Source organism: Streptomyces kronopolitis, from assembly GCF_050953795.1.
In the GTDB taxonomy this organism is placed as follows: Bacteria; Actinomycetota; Actinomycetes; order Streptomycetales; family Streptomycetaceae; genus Streptomyces; species Streptomyces kronopolitis_A.
Map to the genome: position 1 here is coordinate 2,576,183 of NZ_CP191850.1, position 18,890 is coordinate 2,595,072.

Genomic DNA, 18,890 nt, shown 5'->3' on the forward strand with positions numbered 1-18,890 from the left:
GCGCGGCTCACGGGGCCCCCGCGTTGTCCCCGCGAGCTGAGGGAAGGCAGGATTGCGGCATGACGCACGCGATGCTGAAAGGGTCGAACGTACCCCTCGATGCCACGGCGGTCCGGGCCGTCCTGCGCTGGACGCCCGGCGCCGGTGTGCCCGATGTCGATGCCTCGGCCCTGCTGGTGGGCCCCGGGGGACGCGTGCGCTCCGACGAGGACTTCGTGTTCTACAACCAGCCCCGCCACCCCAGCGGCCTGGTGCGGCATCTGCCCAAGACACAGCTCGACGAGGTGCTGACCGACACCCTCGAAGCGGACCTGGCGGCGCTGGACCCCTCGGTGGACCGGGTCGTCCTGGCCGCGTCCTCGGACGGCGGACCGTTCGCGGGCGTGACGGATCTGCGGGTCCTGCTGTACGACGCGGCGGCCACCGACGGCGAGCCGCTCGCGGTCTTCGACGTGGTGCCCGAGACCGGCGACGAGACGGCCCTGATCTGCGGGGAGTTGTACCGCCGCGGCGAGGCCTGGAAGTTCCGCGCCCTGGGGCAGGGGTACGCCAGCGGGCTGGTCGGCCTGGCGACGGAGTTCGGGATCTCGGTGGAGGACGGCGAGGTGGACGGCGCGGAGGCCGGTGCGCCGGAGGCGTCGCAGCCGGCCGGCACGGAGCCGCCCGGCACAAAGCCCGCGGCCGAGGACCCGGCCCCCGCGGACGGCCCCGCCGCCTCCCCCGTGACCCCGCCGCCCAGCACCTGGCCCGAGCAGGCCTCCGGCGCGCCGTCCGCTGCGGATCCGCAGAGCGGCGCGGTGGCCGACCCCGACGCGGTCACCCAGCATGTGCCGGAGGGCATGCCGGAGCCGTTCTCGTCCGCACCGCTGCCGCCGGCCGGCGCGCCCCCGGCCGCTCCCGCACCCACCGGCGGCGGCTACGGCTACCCGCAGAACGTGCCGCCCCCGCCGGCCCAGCCCCCGGCGCGGCCCGCGTACGGCTACCCGGGCCCGCCGCCGCAGTACCAGCCCCAGGCACCGACCGGCTACGGCCTTCCGCCCGCGCCGCCGGCCGGGACGTACGGCTACCCGGCGCCACCGCAGCAGCCCTTCGTGCCGGACCCGTCCTTCGTCCTGCCGCCGCAGGGCCCGCAGTTCCAGCGCCGTTAGCCACGGCACGGCGGGCCGCCGCACCGCGGTGGGCCCGCCGCGCCTCGCTCCACGGGGACGGCTCACACCTTCGACTTGTAGCCCCGTCCCCACTGCAGGCCCCAGCCGTACAGCCGGTCGAGCTCCGCCTGGAAGCCGTAGACGTACTTCACCTCGCGGCGCACCGTCAGCTCGCCCTTGACGTTCTCCAGCATGAAGACGGCGCAGGAGCGGGCCTGCGGCGCACGCTCGTCCAGCTTCAGCTCCACCCGCGGCCCGCTGCTCGGGTAGAGCGTCACGACCGCGTGGGTGCGGTCGAACGCCGGTGTGCCGTCGTAGATGTAGACGAAGATCAGCATTCGCTTGATCTCGTCACGGTGGTCCAGGTTGATGTAGAGCGTCTCACCGGACCCCGAACCGAAGCGGTCGTCGCCGCTGAGCTTCACGAAGGGCGCGCCGTTGAGGTCGCCGAGGAAGTTGCCCAGCGGCTGCACCACGCCCTTGGTGCCGTCCTGGAGCTCGTAGAGACAGGCCAGGTCCAGGTCGACGTTGACCACGGCAGGCCCCTGTGCCTGCACGACCTCCGGCTTGAACAGCTTCCCCGGGTGCCGCAGCAGCCCGCCCCTGGCGTGCCCGCTGCGCTCGTGCAGATCGGAGGTGCGCATCTGCCAGTGCAGATTGACCCGCAGATGCCCGCTGGCCGCCCCCTGCTTGGTCAGTGAGACGACCGGATTCCGCTTCGTCAGCTCGACGACGTACGACGCGCCGCCGCTGTCGAAGTCGAACTTCGCAGCGCCGCCGCGCCGCAGATTCTCCAGGAACGACACGTTGCCCACCCCATTGCTCGACCCCGACAAACGGGGCGGCCCGAGGTCTGCACCCCAGAGCCGCCCCGCAGAGAGCGTTCCTCAATCAGCGCCGCGTCACACTCCGGAGGTGACTTCCGACGACTTTCCCGAGGAGTCCCCCGGCTTGCCCTCACGCCGGTTGCGGACCACCGAGGAAGCGAACGAGAGGCCGATCAGCACGATGCCCACCAGGCCGGTGATGACCTCGTTGATCTCGTACTTGATCGTGACGAGCAGGATGACGGCCAGCGCGCCGATGGCGTAGTGCGCACCGTGCTCCAGGTAGACGTAGTCGTCCAGGGTCCCCTTGCGGACCAGGAAGACCGTCAGCGAGCGGATGTACATCGCGCCGATGCCCAAACCCAGCGCCATCATGAAGATGTCGTTGGTGATGGCGAAGGCGCCGATGACGCCGTCGAAGGAGAAGGACGCGTCGATGACCTCGAGGTAGAGGAACATGAAGAACGCGGCCTTGCCGGCCAGCCCCACGGCCGCGCCGGTGCCGATTCGCGCGGGCGCCGCCGGCTGACCGGCCGCGCCTTCCGCGCCCTCCGCGCCTTCATCATCGTCTTCGTCCTCCTCCAGCTTGTCCTCGAAGTAGCCGGAGATTCCGGCGACGACGAGATACGTGAGGAGGCCCGCGACGCCGGCCAGCAGGACCGTGGCGCTCTTGTCACCGGCGCCGTGCGCCGCGGCGGTGGCCACCGTCATCGAGGTCACCAGCAGGACGACCAGGGCGATGATGACGGACAGCATGTCGAGCTTGCCCATCTTGGCCATGGGCTTTTCGATCCAGGACAGCCATTTGTAGTCGCGCTCCTCGAATATGAAGTCGAGGAAGATCATCAGCAGGAAGATCCCGCCGAAGGCCGCGATGGCCGGATGCGCGCTGGTGACCAGGTCCTCGTAGCGCGTCTTGTCATTGATGGCGAGATTGACCGCCTCGATCGGCCCCAGCTTCGCGGTGATCGCGACAATGACGACCGGGAACACCAGTCGCATGCCGAACACCGCGATGAGGATGCCGACGGTAAGGAAGATCTTCTGCCAGAACGCGTTCATCTTGCGCAGGATGCCCGCGTTGATGACGGCGTTGTCGAACGAGAGCGAGATCTCCAGGATGGACAGGATCCCGACGATCGCGAGCCCCTGCCACCCCCAGAGCACGCCGGCCAAGGCGAGGCCGGCCGCCGTGATGGCGAACGACCAGCCAAAGGTTTTCAGGAGCACTGCCTACCCAATCCTTCGCTGTGTGGGTCCCCCGCGCGCAGTGCGCGGCGCTTTACGAAACGTTGACCCCGAAGTCTAGAGCGATGCCCCGCAGACCCGACGCGTACCCCTGGCCCACTGCCCGGAACTTCCATTCGCCGTTGTAGCGATACACCTCGCCGAAGATCATCGCCGTTTCGCCGGAGGCGTCTTCGCTGAGGTCATAGCGGGCGAGTTCGCTGCCGTCGGCCTGATTGACGATGCGAATGAAAGCGTTGCTGACTTGGCCGAAACTCTGGCCGCGCGCCTCGGCGTCATGGATCGAGACCGGAAAAACGATCTTGTCGACCCCCTCGGGCACCTGCGTGAGGTCGACCAGGACCGACTCGTCGTCGCCTTCACCCTCGCCGGTGAGGTTGTCCCCCGTGTGTTCGACGGAGCCGTCCGGGCTCTTGAGGTTGTTGTAGAAGACGAAGTATTCGTCCCCCAGCACCCGGCCCGACCGGCACAGCAGTGCGCTGGCGTCGAGATCGAAGGGTGCTCCGGTCGTGGACCGCGCGTCCCAGCCGAGGCCGACCATGATCTGCGTGAGATCCGGCGCGGCCTTGGACAGAGAGACGTTGCCCCCCTTGGCAAGCGTGACGCTCATCGTTCGCTTCCTCCCCGATGTCGGTGCGGCCGGGCCCGGGCACGGCCGCATCCCTTCCTGCCCTTCAAGCGCGTCCGGCGCCGCACGCCCCGGACGGGGGCGTACGGCGCCGGACGCGGTCGTTCCTGTCCCGGGCGGCCACCGCGTCGGCGCCGCCCGGCCGGACGCCGGCGATCAGCTCGCAGCCGCTGCTGCAGCCGCTGACGCCGCCGCTCAGACGTTGACGCCGAAGTCCTGCGCGATGCCGCGCAGACCCGAGGCATAGCCCTGTCCGATGGCCCGGAACTTCCACTCCGCGCCGTTGCGGTACAGCTCGCCGAAGACCATGGCGGTCTCGGTCGAGGCGTCCTCGCTCAGGTCGTAGCGCGCCAGCTCGTTGTTGTCGGCCTGGTTGACCACCCGGATGAAGGCGTTGCGGACCTGGCCGAAGCTCTGCTGGCGGGTCTCGGCGTCGTAGATCGACACCGGGAAGACGATCTTGTCGACATCGGCGGGGACGGCGGCCAGATTGACCTTGATCTGCTCGTCGTCGCCCTCACCCTCACCGGTGATGTTGTCGCCGGTGTGCTCGACCGAACCGTCCGGGCTCTTCAGGTTGTTGAAGAACACGAAGTTCTGGTCGTTGCCGACCTTGCCCTGGCCGTTCGTCAGCAGGGCGCTGGCGTCCAGGTCGAAGTCCGTACCGGTGGTGGTACGCGCGTCCCAGCCCAGACCGACGACGACGGCGGTCAGATTGGGGGCTTCCTTCGTCAGCGAGACGTTGCCGCCCTTGCTGAGGCTGACTCCCACGAGTCCTCCCAAAGATTCGAGGGGTACGTAAAGATTTGCGCCCCCATCGTGCATGGCATCGGATCAACGAATTGATCCTAGTGACCGGTTCCCGCCGATTGCAGATATCGCACCCGGATCCGTGCGGATGTCCGCCCGGTGGGCGCACCGGCGCCGTGGGAGAGGCGGCTCAGAGGGTGCCGAGCGCCTTGACGTAGTCGTTGAGGTCACGGGCGTCGGGCAGGCCGTTGACGACCGTCCAGCGCACCACGCCCTCCTTGTCGATGATGAACGTGCCGCGCACCGCGCAGCCCTTCTCCTCGTCGAAGACGCCGTACGCCCGCGAGGCCTCGCCGTGCGGCCAGAAGTCCGACAGCAGCGGGTACTCCAGCCCCTCCTGCTCCGCGAAGACGCGCAGCGAGAACGGGGAGTCGTTGGAGACGGCGAGCAGCTGGACGTCGTCGTTGACGAACGCCGGCAGCTCGTCCCGGAGCGCGCACAGCTCGCCGGTGCACACACCGGTGAAGGCGAAGGGGTAGAAGAGGAGGACGACGGCCTTCTCACCGCGGAAGTCGGAGAGCCTGACCAGCTCGCCGTGCTGGTTCTTCAGCTCGAAATCCGGAGCCTTCGTGCCGACCTCGATCGCCATGGGGTGCTTCCCTTCCGCTCACTGTCAACAGGACGCGACCAACCCTACGCGCCGCGGTTCACGACCGGGGAACGTGCCGTGAACAGGGCCGAGCCCCCTCCGCAACAGGCGGAGGGGGCTCGGCTGGAACTCGGGGTGGTGCGGCTCAGCGCTTGCCGGGCTTGGGCGTGACCAGTCGGCTGCCGGCCCAGTCCTTGCCCGCGTTGATGCTCTTGGTCTGGGACAGACCCGCGGTCTGCGCGGCCTCATTGATGTCGCTCGGCTCGACGTACCCGTCACGGCCGGTCTTCGGGGTCAGCAGCCAGATCTGCCCGCCCTCGTCGATCAGCCCGATGGCGTCCACCAGCGCGTCCGTGAGGTCGCCGTCCTCGTCGCGGAACCACAGCAGCACGACGTCGCAGACGTCGTCGTAGTCCTCGTCGACGAGATCCTGGCCGATCACGGTCTCAATGCCTTCGCGGAGATCCTGATCGACGTCTTCGTCGTATCCGATCTCCTGGACCACCTGTCCGGGCTCGAACCCCAGCCTGGCGGCAGGGTTGGTCCGCTCCTCCGCGTGGTCCGCGGTCGCGCTCACGGATTGCCTCCTGTCATGTTTCGGAAATGCTCGGGTGACCCCGCGCGTGCGCGGAGCATTGGGCGTAGTCCACACGGGCCGGGCGGATCGCGCAAGTACCCGGCGATCCAGACCGCCGAAACGGTGACGTTTGGCGGCGTCTCGCCGCAACCACGACCCCGGCGGGACAAGCCGAAGTGATTCACACCACAGCATTCTGCCGGGTTTGTCGGGTACTCGCGCGAGACTGGTCCCTTCGGGGGGCACCGGCCGGTTGTGGATCTCATTTCGGGGTCCGGACGTCCGTACGCGAAGCACTTTCGACATGAGCGTATGGTTGCGATTTGGCCGACCCGAGAAATCGGCCTTTTCAGCGCCATCTCTCTACGGATGGGTTACCCATCAGTAGAGGTGACGTATCCCTGTGGCTCGGTACACGATGGAGACGGCGCGACACCAAGGCAGAGACAGCATTCGTCCCGTGCACAGCATCCACACCCTGCACAGCGCGGCACGAACCGAACACGAAGGAACAGCGTGGCTTCCGGATCCGATCGAAACCCGATCATCATTGGCGGCCTTCCCAGCCAGGTCCCGGACTTCGATCCCGAAGAGACCCAGGAATGGCTCGACTCGCTCGACGCAGCCGTCGACGAGCGCGGCCGGGAACGTGCCCGCTACCTCATGCTCCGCCTGATCGAGCGCGCCCGCGAGAAGCGTGTGGCCGTGCCCGAGATGCGCAGCACGGACTACGTGAACACCATCGCGACCAAGGACGAGCCGTTCTTCCCCGGCAACGAGGAGATCGAGCGCAAGGTCCTGAACGCGACCCGGTGGAACGCCGCCGTCATGGTCTCGCGCGCCCAGCGTCCGGGCATCGGCGTCGGCGGCCACATCGCCACCTTCGCTTCTTCCGCCTCCCTCTACGACGTGGGCTTCAACCACTTCTTCCGGGGCAAGGACGAGGGCGACGGCGGCGACCAGATCTTCTTCCAGGGCCACGCCTCGCCCGGTGTCTACGCCCGTGCGTTCCTCCTGGACCGACTGTCCGAGGCCCAGCTCGACGCCTTCCGGCAGGAGAAGTCCAAGGCCCCCCACGGTCTGTCCAGCTATCCGCACCCGCGGCTGATGCCGGACTTCTGGGAGTTCCCGACCGTCTCGATGGGCCTGGGCCCCCTCGGCGCGATCTACCAGGCGCGGATGAACCGCTACATGGAGGCGCGCGGCATCGCCGACACCTCCAAGTCGCACGTCTGGGCCTACCTCGGCGACGGCGAGATGGACGAGCCCGAGTCGCTCGGCCAGCTGTCCATCGCCGCCCGTGAGGGCCTGGACAACCTGACCTTCGTCGTCAACTGCAACCTCCAGCGCCTCGACGGCCCGGTCCGCGGCAACGGCAAGATCATGCAGGAGCTGGAGTCGCAGTTCCGCGGCGCCGGCTGGAACGTCATCAAGCTGGTGTGGGACCGCAGCTGGGACCCGCTGCTCGCGCAGGACCGCGACGGCATCCTGGTCAACCGGCTCAACAGCACGCCCGACGGTCAGTTCCAGACGTACGCCACCGAGACCGGTGCCTACATCCGTGAGCACTTCTTCGGCGACGACCAGCGGCTGCGCGCCATGGTCGAGAACATGACCGACGACCAGATCCTGCACCTGGGCCGCGGCGGTCACGACCACAAGAAGATCTACGCGGCGTACGCGGCGGCCAAGGCCCACAAGGGCCAGCCGACGGTGATCCTCGCGCAGACCGTCAAGGGCTGGACGCTCGGCCCGAACTTCGAGGGCCGCAACGCGACCCACCAGATGAAGAAGCTGACGGTCGAGGACCTCAAGGGCTTCCGTGACCGGCTGCACCTGCCGATCCCGGACAAGGATCTGGAGAACGGCGCGCCGCCGTACTACCACCCGGGCCGGGACTCCGAAGAGATCCAGTACATGCACGACCGCCGCAAGGGCCTGGGCGGGTACGTCCCGACCCGTCTCGTGCGGGCCGAGCCGCTGGCGCTGCCGGACGACAAGGCCTACGCGGGTGCCAAGAAGGGCTCGGGCCAGCAGAAGATCGCCACGACGATGGCGTTCGTGCGGGTCCTGAAGGACCTGATGCGGGACAAGGAGATCGGCAAGCGCTTCGTGCCGATCGCGCCCGACGAGTACCGCACCTTCGGTATGGACGCGTTCTTCCCGTCGGCCAAGATCTACAACCCGCTGGGCCAGCAGTACGAGTCGGTCGACCGTGAGCTTCTCCTCGCCTACAAGGAGTCGCCGACCGGCCAGATGCTGCACGACGGCATCACCGAGGCGGGCTGCACGGCCTCGCTGATCGCGGCGGGCTCCGCCTATGCCACGCACGGCGAGCCGCTGATCCCGGTGTACGTCTTCTACTCGATGTTCGGGTTCCAGCGCACCGGTGACCAGTTCTGGCAGATGGCCGACCAGCTCGCGCGCGGCTTCGTGCTGGGCGCCACCGCCGGCCGTACGACGCTGACCGGTGAGGGTCTGCAGCACGCCGACGGCCACTCCCAGCTGCTGGCCTCGACGAACCCGGCCTGTGTCGCCTACGACCCGGCCTACGGCTACGAGATCGCGCACATCGTCAAGGACGGTCTGCGCAGGATGTACGGCGAGAACTCCGAGGACATCTTCTACTACCTCACCGTCTACAACGAGCCGATCCAGCACCCGGCGGAGCCGGCCGACGTCGATGTCGAGGGCATCCTCAAGGGCCTGCACCGCATCAAGGCCGCCGAGAAGGGTGAGCACGCCGCCCGGATCCTCGCCTCGGGTGTCGCGGTGCCGTGGGCGATCGAGGCACAGCAGATCCTCGCGGACGAGTGGGACGTCAGGGCCGATGTCTGGTCGGCGACGTCCTGGAACGAGCTGCGCCGCGACGCGGTGGAGATCGAGGAGCACAACCTTCTGCACCCGGAGGAGGAGCAGCGCGTCCCGTACGTGACGCAGAAGCTCCAGGGCGCGGACGGCCCCACGCTCGCGGTCTCGGACTGGATGCGTGCGGTGCCCGACCAGATCGCGCGCTGGGTTCCCGGCACGTACCAGTCGCTGGGCGCCGACGGCTTCGGCTTCGCGGACACCCGCGGCGCGGCCCGTCGCTTCTTCCACATCGACGCGCAGTCCATCGTCCTGGGTGTGCTCACCGAGCTCGCCAAGGAGGGCAAGGTCGACCGGTCGCTGCTGAAGCAGGCGATCGACCGCTACCAGCTCCTGGACGTCACGGCCGCCGACGCGGGTGAGGCCGGCGGCGACGCCTGACCGCACCGCGGCCGACCGCCGCAGCCTGCTCCCCGTGCCCCCCGACCGGCGTCCTTCGCCGGTCGGGGGGGCACGGTGTCGTGCAGCGGGCGGCAAGGGGGCGCGGAGGCTTCGCGCGCGCCCGGTTCAGCGCTCCCATACCTTGAACGCCCTTACCTGATAAGGGGATCGGGGCACCCAGGTGCCGCCGCCCGGATAGGTGTTGTATTCGGCGGTCTCGGCGCACTCCGCGCTCTGATAGGTGGTGACCGGCCGCCCGGTGCGGTTGGCGAGCGCCGCCGCGGTGCTCCCCTTGGGCAGCGGGACGCAGCTCTCGATGTCGATGTCGGACAGCTCGTAGGCCTGCCGCTTGCCGCGGAAGTCGGCCGTCGGCCAGACGCAGAACTGGCCGGCGGCGCAGTCCCCCGAGGCGGCGCCCCGGCCGGCGGTGGCCGCCCGCGCGGCCGGGGTGCCGGCGGCGAGCGGTACGGCGAGCACGGCGGCCAGCGCGGTGAGGCCGGTCAGCAGGGCGGTGGTGCGGGACGTGCGCGGATGCATTCGCATTGGGAATCTCCCCCGTGGAGTGGGCGATGTGCGGGGTCGCGGCGGGCCGGCTGCCCGCGGCGGGTCGTTCGGCTTCGAGCTTCGCGAGGCCGCGGTGCGGCTGCCAAGGCCCGGACGGTCGTCCCACCCGGATCAGGTATGTGGACGAGCGGAACGGTGCGGAGCGGGGCGCCGGTGCGCGGTGTTGACGCGGGACGGGGCGTCGGACGCGGATCGCGGAAACCGTTCTTCCCGGTGTGCACCGGGCACCGGAGCGGGCGTGCGCGCCCAGGAGGACCGCAGGCGGGGCGCAGGTTCCCGCGCCGGCTCATCCGGATGAGGGATTCCCCGCCACGGCCGGGGCCAACTCCCGCGGGGCGTACGGCGGAAGAGGCGTGGATCGACCCCGTACGGCGGGTTGACGCGGCTTGCTGACGTCCGGCGGGCGCGCGGGCACCTGGCCCGTCGACTTCCGCGTCCGGGGACCGCGCGGCTGCCGCGTTCCGGGCTCGTCGGCCACCGCGCCCGGCGGCCGTCCCGGCCGTCGGCTCCTGGCCCGTCGGCCGTCCGCTTCCCGGGCGACCGCCCCCGGAGGCCCCAGAGCCCCCAGAGCCCCCAGGCCATCGCGCCCACCCACAGCACCAACAGGCACCCCTCAGCAAGCCGGACCCCGCCGCACCCCACACCCCGCTCCCCTCCCCCGCATCCCCCGCAACGCAAAAGCGCGCGTCCGGTCCCGGGAGGTCCCGGGCCGGACGCGCGCCGGATGGGGCGGGCGGGTGCCGCCGGGCCGTGCGAGCGGGTGTCGCAGGGCCGGGGCGGGCGTCAGATGTGGCCGACGCCGGCGCCCGCTTCGGCGTTGGCGCCGCGCTTGGTGAAGAAGGCGACGAAGGCCGCGACGACGGCCACCCCGCAGGCGACCGTGAAGGCCAGGCCCATGCCGGAGACGAAGGTGTCGTGGGCGACGGAGGTGATCTTCTCGGCCAGCTGGGGCGGGGTGCCCTTGGGGACCGGCGCGAAGCCGGCCGAGACCGCGTCGGACAGCTGGGACGCCTGGGCGGGCGGGGCCGGCGGAAGGCCCGCCGCATGCCACGCCCCGGGCAGCTCGTTGTCCACGCGGGAGGCCATGACCGCGCCGAGCACGGCCGTGCCGAGGCTGCCGCCGACCTGCATCGCGGCCTGCTGGAGACCGCCGGCGACACCGGAGAGCTCCAGCGGGGCGTTGCCGACGATGACCTCGGTGGCGCCGACCATGACGGGCGCGAGGCCCAGGCCGAGCAGCGCGAACCAGAGGGACATCGGGCCGGTGCCGCTGTCGGTGTCCAGGCCGGACATGCCGTACATCGCGACGGCGGTGAGGACCATGCCGCCGACCAGCGGCAGGCGCGGGCCGAGCTTGGTGATCAGGGCGCCGGCGAGCGGCGAGCCGACGATCATCATGCCGGTGAGCGGCAGGAGGTGCAGACCGCTGTCCACCGGGGTCATGCCGTGCACGTTCTGGAGGTAGAACGTCACGAAGAACAGGCCGCCCATGAAGGCGAAGGCCATGAGCACCATCAGGACCGTGCCGGCGGTCAGCGGCAGCGAGCGGAACATCCGCAGCGGGATGAGCGGTTCGCGGACCTTGGTCTCCAATACGGCGAACAGGCCGAAGAGGACCACGGAGCCGATCAGGAAGCCCAAGGTCTTCATGTCGCCCCAGCCCCATTCCGACGCCTTGATCAGCGGCCAGATGAGGCAGAACATCGCGCCGGAGAGCAGCACGATGCCCGGCACGTCGAACGAGCGCGGGGCGTTCTCGGCGCGGTGGTCCTTGAGGATCACCAGGCCCAGGACCAGGGCCAGCACGCCGACCGGGACGTTGATGAAGAAGACGGACTGCCAGTTGACGTGCTCGACCAGCAGCCCGCCGACTATCGGGCCGCCGGCGGTGGAGGCGCCGATGACCATGCCCCAGATGCCGATGGCCATGTTGAGCTTCTCGGCCGGGAAGGTGGCGCGCAGCAGTCCCAGCGCGGCGGGCATGAGCAGGGCGCCGAACAGGCCCTGCAGCACACGGAAGGTGATGACCAGCGAAACCTCGTGGGAGAACCCGATGGCACCGGAGGCGGCGGCGAAGCCGAGGATGCCGATGAGGAAGGTCTGGCGGTGGCCGAAGCGGTCACCGAGCTTGCCCGCGGTGATCAGCGAGACGGCCAGGGCGAGCATGTAGCCGTTGGTGATCCACTGGACATCGGCCAGCGAGGCGCCGAGGTCCTGCTTGATGGCCGGGTTGGCGATGGCGACGATGGTGCCGTCGAGAGCGACCATCATGACGCCGATGGCCACGGAGAAGAGGGTCAGCCACGGATGGCCTCGCAGCCCCCTGGGGGGCTCCGGTACGGGAAGTTCCGGCGCGGCGTGGGCAACCGGGGTCTGAGAGCTCATACCGAGGAGGCTAATGTCAGCCACTGACAGTTGACAAAGAAATTCATCAGTCGGTGACTGTCACCTCGCTCACAGGTACTCTGAGCAGCGAGAACACCAGGGAAAGGCGGCGCTTGGATGGCCACCTCGACGCCGCATTCGGCACCCGCGGGCGGCCTGCGGGAACGCAAGAAGCAGCGCACCCACGCCGCCCTGATCCGGGCGGCGCTGGAGCTGTTCACGGAGCAGGGGTACGAGGCGACGACCGTCGACGAGATCGCGGAGGCGGTGGACGTCTCCCAGCGGACCTTCTTCCGCTACTTCGCGAACAAGGAGGACGTCACCTTCGCGGTCCAGGGGATGGTCGAGGCCCGCTTCCTCGACGAGCTGCTGGCCCGGCCCGCGACGGAGGCCCCGCTCACCGCCCTGCGCCACACGGTGGCGGCCGCCTGGGACGACATCGGCAGCGCCATCGCGTCGGTGATCCCGGTGGAGCTGTACATGCGCACCTACCGGATGATCGAGTCGACGCCGGCGCTGGTCGCGGTCCTGCTGCGGCGCTCCGCGGAGCTGGAGGAGCAGATGGCCCGCCTGGTCGCCCGGCGCGAGGGACTGGACGTGGACGCCGATCCGCGGCCGCGGGTGCTGGTCGCCACGTTCAGCGGGGTGATGCGGGCCGCGGGCAAGGTCTGGAGCGTGGGCGAGGACTGCAGTGTGTCCGCGATCCGCGAGCTGACCATGTCCTATCTGGATCACATCGGGCCGGCGATCGAGGGGAACTGGCGGACGGGGTGAAAGCGGCCGGCGGCGGTCGGGGCGAACACCGCGTTCCCGCCCACTGCGCGTAACTGCCGTCCGGCGCTGCGCGATCGGTGGTGGAGGCCTCTGAGACCACCCCTGCACGACTGAGCACCGAAAACGGACGACAGGTGTCCGGTTTGGTCGAAATACCCACCGTGAAACGTGAGATCACTCACGGCCACCACAGGCATGCTTCCGCTTCTCCTAGGGTGGCTCGCGGTGACTTCCTTCCCGGGCCTCGGCCCCTCCTCCGGTTTCCTCCAGTCCACCGCCTTGCGCACCGCACTCGCCCTGGTGGTGGTGTTCGTGATGCTTGCGATGACCGGCTGGACCGCCGTGAGAGGTACCAAGGACGACGCCAACCCGCTGGCCACCGCCAAGGCCGCCTGGAAGCACGCCACCTTCCTGGGGCGCCCGCTGCCCGACCCCAACGGATCGCCGTCCGCGGTCCGGGCCTTCTTCGCCCCCCTCGGCCGGGCCGAGAAGCAGCAGCTCGCCACCCGTTATCCGCTGGTCGTCGGCAATATGGGCGGCGCCCCCGCGCAGCTGCGCTACCGCGCCAACCGGATGGCCATCGACGACGCCCGCGCGGTCGAGAAACGCCGGATGGGCGACCACCGGCTCACCCCCGTCGGCCGCCAGGAGGCGGGCCGGCTGATGCACCGCCTCGAATCGCTGATGACGCCCGGCCGGCAGATCCTGGCCTTCGACCCGGCCGACGGCGGGCGGGCCGCCGAGGTCTTCGGGAACCTCACGAAGGCGGACCGGGTCTCGGTCGTGGTGCCCGGCGTGGACACCAACCTGTCGACCTTCGAGCGCACCGCGCGGGCCACCGCCGCCCCCGTCGGCATGGCACGCGCCCTCTACGGCGCCGAGCGGAAGGCCCGGCCCGGCGCCCGTACCGCCGTGATCGCCTGGGCCGACTACACCTCGCCGTCCGGTCTCGGGGTCGAGGCCGCCACCGGGCAGCTGGCCGAGGCCGGCGCGGTGCGGCTGCGCGGCCTGGTGAACGCCCTGCCGTCGAAGGACTCGGTCTCGCTGTTCTGCCACAGCTACGGCTCCGTGGTGTGCGGTGTCGCGGCCCGCACGCTGCCCTCGAACGTCAAGGACATCGCGGTGGCCGGCAGCCCGGGCATGCGGGCCGGCAGCCTCGCCGGGCTGGGCACCCACGCCCGGGTCTGGGCGATGCGGGACTCCGACGACTGGATCCAGGACGTGCCGAACCTGGAGGTCGGCGGGCTCGGCCACGGCGCGGACCCGGTCGATCCGGCCTTCGGCGCGCGGCTGCTGTCGGCCGACGGCGCCGTCGGGCACGCCGGCTACTTCGCGCCCGGCACCCGCAGCCTGAAGAACTTCGCACTGGTCGGCGTCGGCGACACCGGCACCGTCGACTGCGCCTCCGCCGATCCGCAGTGCGCCACGGCCACGGCCTGAGCGGGCCACGGCAGCACGGACCGGCGGCCGCGGGTACGGCCCGGCGCCCGGGGACGGGCCGTACCCGCGGGAACCACGCCCGGCACGGGCCGCGTCCATAGGCAGGCAGGGAGCAGGGGGCCCGGAGTGACGCGCGTAGCTCGGCGGGCCCCTTGAGGTGTCGGGAAGGGGGACGGGCGGGCAACCGCCCGCATACGATGAGCCACATGGGTGATGTGCTGGCCGGTTTTCACGCCGTCTGGGAGTTCGATGCGGACTCCGTACTCATCCGCTTCGAACGGGGGATCCGCAGGCCGAAGCTGTTCCAGGCGCTCGGCGAGCGACGCATTCCGTACGAGGCGCTGAGCGCTGTCGAGGTGAGCAAGGGCAGACGGGGCACGGTGGTGCTGCACGCCGTACCGCGGCACGGCGCCGATCCGCTGATGGAGGCGGCGGACGGGCAGCTCAAGGAGGACTCCGATCCCTACCGGCTGGTGCTGCCGGCCGGGCGCGAGACCCTGGCCGAGTTCTACGCCGACGAGCTGCGCACGGTGCTCGGCCGCGACGCCAAGGAGCCCGCCGACCGCCATCTGGTGGCCGCGCCGGAGCCGCCGCTGCACTTCAAGGCCTATGACGGCAAGGCCTCCTTCGACGGCCGCTCGGTCGCCTTCCGCTGGTTTTGGACCGGCGCGTCCTCGGCGAAGTGGAAGAGCGGCGACCAGACCTTCCCCGTCGGCGAGTTGGCCGGGATCGAGTGGCGGTCGCCGGAGATCCTCCACGGCTATCTGCGGCTGCTGGCACGCGGCGCCCACGACGCCGCGGCCGACGAGGCGGACCAGGATCCGGCCGCCGTGGTCTTCGGGCTCGGCTACGGCCCGGTGCACGAGTCGCTGCCGTTCGCGGCCTCGGTCCTGCAGGCCGTGCGCGCCGCCGATCCGGCGCAGGAGACGCCGGACGGCGAGCCGGTGCGCCGCCGGACCGGGGACGCCCGGCGGGATCCGGCGGACATCGCGGACCGCATCCGGCACCTCGGCGCGCTGCACGGCGCCGGTCTGCTGACCGACGACGAGTTCAGCACGAAGAAGGCCGAGCTGCTGGCGGAGCTGTAGGACGTGCCCCGGCGCCCGGACGGCGCCCCTGCCCGGCGCGGACTCCTCCCTGGGTACTGCCGCAAGTCCGGCCCCAGGGAGGACGCCGCGGCCGCCGCGGTCCGTTTACCGTGAGGTCGCCATGGTCGAAACCCCTCCCCCGCCGCCCTCCCCGCTCCCCCACCGTCCCACCGCCACCCGGGCCCGGTACCGCGCGCTGCGCGCCGTGCGCCAGGCGCTGCGACTGCTCGCCGTCGAGCTCGGCACCCCGACCGAACCGGGCACCCCGCTGTTCGGCACGGTCCGCAACCGCTGGCTGCGCCGGCTGCCGTATGTCGTCGCGTTCGCGTTCGCGGTGTCCCTGCTGCCCACGACCGTCACCGTCCTCACCCACGACTACGGCCTGGCCGGCGGGCTGGCCGGCGCGGTGGCCACCGCGCAGTCCGCGCCGCTGCTGCTCGCGGTGACCCGGCCGCTGCAGGCCTGGTGGGTGATCTTCGCGGCGGATCTGGTCTGCGCGCAGATGCTCACCCTGCTCGACGGGGTGACGGGCCGCCCCTGGCCCTGGCCGCCCCCGCTGATCGTCGGCTATCTCGCGCTGATGCTGGCGCTGTCCCTGCGCGAGCGCCGCCGCACCCTGATCGCGGTGTGGCTGGCGACCGGTGCCGCGGGCGTCGTCGCCGACTTCGCCGCGCCCGACGGGATCCAGAGCACCTGGGTGCTGCTGTTCGTGCTGTCCGGTGTGGTGCTGATGATGGGCGCCATACTGCGGGAACGGGGCGACGCCCAGCGGAAGTTGATCGAGCAGGAGACCATCAGCGAGGCCGAGCGGGCCCGTCGCACCCTGCTGGAGGAACGCGCCCGGATCGCCCGTGAGCTGCACGATGTCGTCGCCCACCACATGTCGGTGATCACGGTCCAGGCCGACAGCGCCCCGTACCGCATAGGCGGCCTCCCCCCGGCGGCCGCCGACGAGTTCGGGGCGATCGCGGCGAGCGCCCGTGAGTCGCTGGCGGAGATGCGCCGGCTGCTCGGGGTGCTGCGCAGTGAGGAGTCGGAGCGCCACGGCGGCCCGGAGAAGGCCCCGCAGCCCGGGATCGGGATGCTGGAGAAGCTGGTCGAGGCGACCGTACGGGCCGGTGTGCCGGTCGAGTTGGCGCTGCCCGACGAGGCGGCGGTGCTCGAACCGGCGGTGGATCTGTCGGCGTACCGCATCGTCCAGGAGGCGCTGGCCAACGTCGTGCGGCACGCACCGGGCGCGCCGACCCGGGTGTCGCTGCGGACGACGGCGGACGGCACCCGGCTGACCGTGCTGATCGTCAACTCCCCGCCGCCCGCGCCGTCCACCCCGTCCGCCCCGCTGGAGACCGGCGGCACCGGTCACGGCCTGGTCGGGATGCGGGAGCGGGTGCGGCTGGTGGACGGCTCGCTGGACACCGGGCCGCTGCCCGACGGCGGCTTCCGGGTCGCCGCACGGCTTCCGCTCGCGCCGCCGGCCGCCCCGGCGTCATCCCCGCCCACGAAGGATTCCGGTGCCCTGTGACCACCCGCGTGATCATCGTCGACGACCAGGCCATGGTGCGGGCGGGCTTCGCCGCGCTGCTCGCCGCGCAGAGCGACATCGAGGTGGTGGGTGACGCGCCGGACGGCGTGCAGGGCGTGGCGCTGAGCCGCCGGACGCACCCCGATGTGGTGCTGATGGACGTCCGGATGCCGGAGATGGACGGGCTGGAGGCGGCCCGCCGGCTGCTCGATCCGCCGGCCGGGGTCACCCACCGGCCGAAGGTCCTGATGCTGACCACCTTCGATGTCGACGACTACGTCTACGAGGCGCTGCGCGCGGGCGCGTCCGGGTTCCTGCTCAAGGACGCGCCGCCGGCCGATCTGATCTCCGCGGTCCGGGTGGTGGCGGCCGGTGAGGCGCTGCTCGCGCCGTCCGTGACCCGGCGGCTGATCGCCGACTTCGCGCGGCAGCGGCCGGCGCCCCGGGCGGGCCGCACCGCGCTGCGGCTGAACGGGCTGACGCCGCGGGAGACCGAGGTCCTGGAGCTGATCGCCCGCGGGCTGTCCAACCAGGAGATCGCCGAGGCGCTGATCCTCGCGGAGCAGACCGTGAAGACCCATATCGGCCGGGTGCTCGCGAAGTTGGCGCTGCGCGACCGGGCGCAGGCCGTGATCTTCGCGTACGAGTCGGGGCTGGTCGCGCCCGGCGAACGCTAGGGGGCACCCCTACTCGCGTCCCGTGCCTCCTCCTTCCGGACGAGGGGCGGGGCCGACCCCCTACCCCGGTATCACCCGGGAGTTGGCTCCGCGGTGTGACGCCGCGTCACCCACCCCCTTCCTACGTTTCCCCCCGTCGCACCAACGGGAGGGAGACCCACCATGTCCAGGCTGCGCAGCGCCCTGGGACGCAGCAGGCGCACGCTCCTCGGGGCCGCGCTCGCGCTGGCCGTGGCCGCCGGCACCGGCGGCTGGGCGGCCGGTACCGCGCAGACCGCGGTCACCGGTCCGCCGCCGGGCGCCGCCGCCTGGCGGGCCGACCACTCGCTCGGTGTCCGGCTGCCGGACCCGGCGACCGCGGCCCCCGCCGACGTCGCCCGCTTCTTCGCCTCGCTGAGCGTGCGTCAGCGACAGGCGCTGGCCGCCCGGCACCCGCTGACCGTCGGCAATCTCGACGGCGCCCCCGTGGCGCTGCGCTACCGCGCCAACTCCCTGGCCCTGCACGCGGAACGGGACGCCCGGCTGGCCCGTGCCACCGACCCGGCCGGCACGCTCCAGGACCACCGGCAGGCGCGGGCCGCGGCGCGCCGCTACACCGCGCTGCTCGCGCCCGGCCGCCACATCCTGGCCTTCGACCCGCGCGGCCGGGGCCAGGTCGCTGAGGTGTACGGCGATCTGGCCGCCGCCGCGCACACCGCGGTGATCGTGCCGGGCTCGGACATCGATCTGGCCTCGTTCGACCGGGCGAAGGACCCCTACGGCACCCCCACCGGGATGGCCCGGTCGCTGCGCGCCGAGCTGGCCGCCGGGGCGCCCGGGACCCCCACCGCGGTCATCGCCTGGGCGGGGTACACCACACCGGTCGGACTCGGTCCGGACGCCGCGACCGGGCGGCTCGCCGAGGCCGGGGCGCCGCGGCTGGCCCGTCTGCTGTCGGGTCTGACCGCGGTCGGCGCCCGGCCCCCGGCGGTGCTGTGCCACAGCTACGGCTCGGTGGTCTGCGGGCTGGCCGTCCCCCGGCTGGGCGGTGGCGGCCTCGCCGATCTGATCGTTCTCGGCTCCCCCGGTATGCGCCGGGACAGCGTGGCGGAGCTGCACACCCCGGCACGGGTGTGGGCGGGGCGGGACGCCACCGACTGGATCGGTGACCTCCCGCACGTCGAACTGCTGGGGCTGGGCCATGGCACCGACCCCACCGACCCCGCCTTCGGGGCCCGCCGGCTCCCCGCCGTCCGGGCACAGGGCCACACCGGCTACCTCGCCCCCGGCACGGACTCGCTCCGCAACGTCGCGGCCGTCGTCCTGGGCCGCTACGGCGCGGTGCGCTGACGCCGCTCCCCCGCCCGCTTCAACGCGCCCTCACC

The 18,890-nt window shown here is 71.3% G+C and carries 16 protein-coding genes; 8 read left to right on the plus strand and 8 right to left on the minus strand.

The window, feature by feature from the left end:
* The first annotated feature begins 59 nt into the window (after positions 1–59).
* Complete coding sequence (locus ACQP17_RS11240) at positions 60–1,148, plus strand: TerD family protein (RefSeq protein WP_433856144.1); 1,089 nt, start codon at positions 60–62, stop codon at positions 1,146–1,148.
* Between the two features lie 62 nt (positions 1,149–1,210).
* Here the strand turns inward: ACQP17_RS11240 and ACQP17_RS11245 are convergent, their stop codons facing one another.
* The 6 genes from ACQP17_RS11245 to ACQP17_RS11270 all read right to left on the minus strand — a co-directional run bounded on the left by ACQP17_RS11245 (position 1,211) and on the right by ACQP17_RS11270 (position 5,827).
* Positions 1,211–1,954 (minus strand): TerD family protein, encoded by a 744-nt coding sequence (locus ACQP17_RS11245; protein ID WP_364880922.1) that lies wholly within the window; start codon positions 1,952–1,954, stop codon positions 1,211–1,213.
* 96 nt (positions 1,955–2,050) lie between these two features.
* A complete protein-coding gene (locus ACQP17_RS11250; protein ID WP_433856145.1) occupies positions 2,051–3,205 on the minus strand; it encodes a DUF475 domain-containing protein in 1,155 nt (384 codons plus the stop codon).
* 52 nt (positions 3,206–3,257) lie between these two features.
* Entirely contained in the window at positions 3,258–3,833 is a 576-nt protein-coding gene (locus ACQP17_RS11255) for a TerD family protein (protein ID WP_364880926.1), read from the minus strand.
* A 213-nt stretch (positions 3,834–4,046) separates the two neighbouring features.
* Positions 4,047–4,622: a TerD family protein gene (locus ACQP17_RS11260; RefSeq protein WP_433856146.1), complete on the minus strand. Its 576-nt coding sequence runs from the start codon at positions 4,620–4,622 to the stop codon at positions 4,047–4,049.
* A gap of 169 nt (positions 4,623–4,791) precedes the next feature.
* Positions 4,792–5,250 (minus strand): peroxiredoxin, encoded by a 459-nt coding sequence (locus ACQP17_RS11265; protein ID WP_249637559.1) that lies wholly within the window; start codon positions 5,248–5,250, stop codon positions 4,792–4,794.
* A 145-nt stretch (positions 5,251–5,395) separates the two neighbouring features.
* Positions 5,396–5,827 (minus strand): DUF3052 domain-containing protein, encoded by a 432-nt coding sequence (locus tag ACQP17_RS11270; protein WP_433856147.1) that lies wholly within the window; start codon positions 5,825–5,827, stop codon positions 5,396–5,398.
* A gap of 516 nt (positions 5,828–6,343) precedes the next feature.
* On the opposite strand from ACQP17_RS11270, the gene aceE reads away from it, so the two are divergent.
* Complete coding sequence (gene aceE, locus ACQP17_RS11275) at positions 6,344–9,076, plus strand: pyruvate dehydrogenase (acetyl-transferring), homodimeric type (protein WP_433856148.1); 2,733 nt, start codon at positions 6,344–6,346, stop codon at positions 9,074–9,076.
* Between the two features lie 126 nt (positions 9,077–9,202).
* Here aceE and ACQP17_RS11280 read toward each other — a convergent pair whose 3' ends face one another.
* On the minus strand, positions 9,203–9,619 hold the full coding sequence (locus ACQP17_RS11280; protein WP_433856149.1) for a peptidase inhibitor family I36 protein: 417 nt from the start codon (positions 9,617–9,619) through the stop codon (positions 9,203–9,205).
* Between the two features lie 804 nt (positions 9,620–10,423).
* Positions 10,424–12,025, minus strand: a complete 1,602-nt coding sequence (locus ACQP17_RS11285; RefSeq protein WP_433856150.1) for an MFS transporter — start codon at positions 12,023–12,025, stop codon at positions 10,424–10,426.
* Between the two features lie 117 nt (positions 12,026–12,142).
* Here ACQP17_RS11285 and ACQP17_RS11290 point away from each other — a divergent pair, with 117 nt between their 5' ends.
* The 6 genes from ACQP17_RS11290 (at position 12,143) to ACQP17_RS11315 (ending at position 18,855) form a co-directional block, all read left to right on the plus strand.
* Entirely contained in the window at positions 12,143–12,799 is a 657-nt protein-coding gene (locus tag ACQP17_RS11290) for a TetR family transcriptional regulator (RefSeq protein ID WP_433856151.1), read from the plus strand.
* Between the two features lie 225 nt (positions 12,800–13,024).
* On the plus strand, positions 13,025–14,239 hold the full coding sequence (locus tag ACQP17_RS11295; protein ID WP_433856152.1) for an alpha/beta hydrolase: 1,215 nt from the start codon (positions 13,025–13,027) through the stop codon (positions 14,237–14,239).
* Between the two features lie 206 nt (positions 14,240–14,445).
* Positions 14,446–15,327, plus strand: coding sequence for a DUF4429 domain-containing protein (locus ACQP17_RS11300; RefSeq protein WP_433856153.1), 882 nt, complete (start codon positions 14,446–14,448; stop codon positions 15,325–15,327).
* A 121-nt stretch (positions 15,328–15,448) separates the two neighbouring features.
* Complete coding sequence (locus tag ACQP17_RS11305; RefSeq protein WP_433856154.1) at positions 15,449–16,849, plus strand: sensor histidine kinase; 1,401 nt, start codon at positions 15,449–15,451, stop codon at positions 16,847–16,849.
* Entirely contained in the window at positions 16,846–17,526 is a 681-nt protein-coding gene (locus ACQP17_RS11310) for a response regulator (protein ID WP_433856155.1), read from the plus strand. The genes ACQP17_RS11305 and ACQP17_RS11310 overlap by 4 nt, the downstream gene beginning before the upstream one ends.
* A 162-nt stretch (positions 17,527–17,688) precedes the next feature.
* The gene (locus ACQP17_RS11315; RefSeq protein WP_433856156.1) at positions 17,689–18,855 is read left to right on the plus strand and encodes an alpha/beta hydrolase; all 1,167 of its coding nucleotides are present in this window, start codon (positions 17,689–17,691) and stop codon (positions 18,853–18,855) included.
* Positions 18,856–18,890 lie beyond the last annotated feature (35 nt).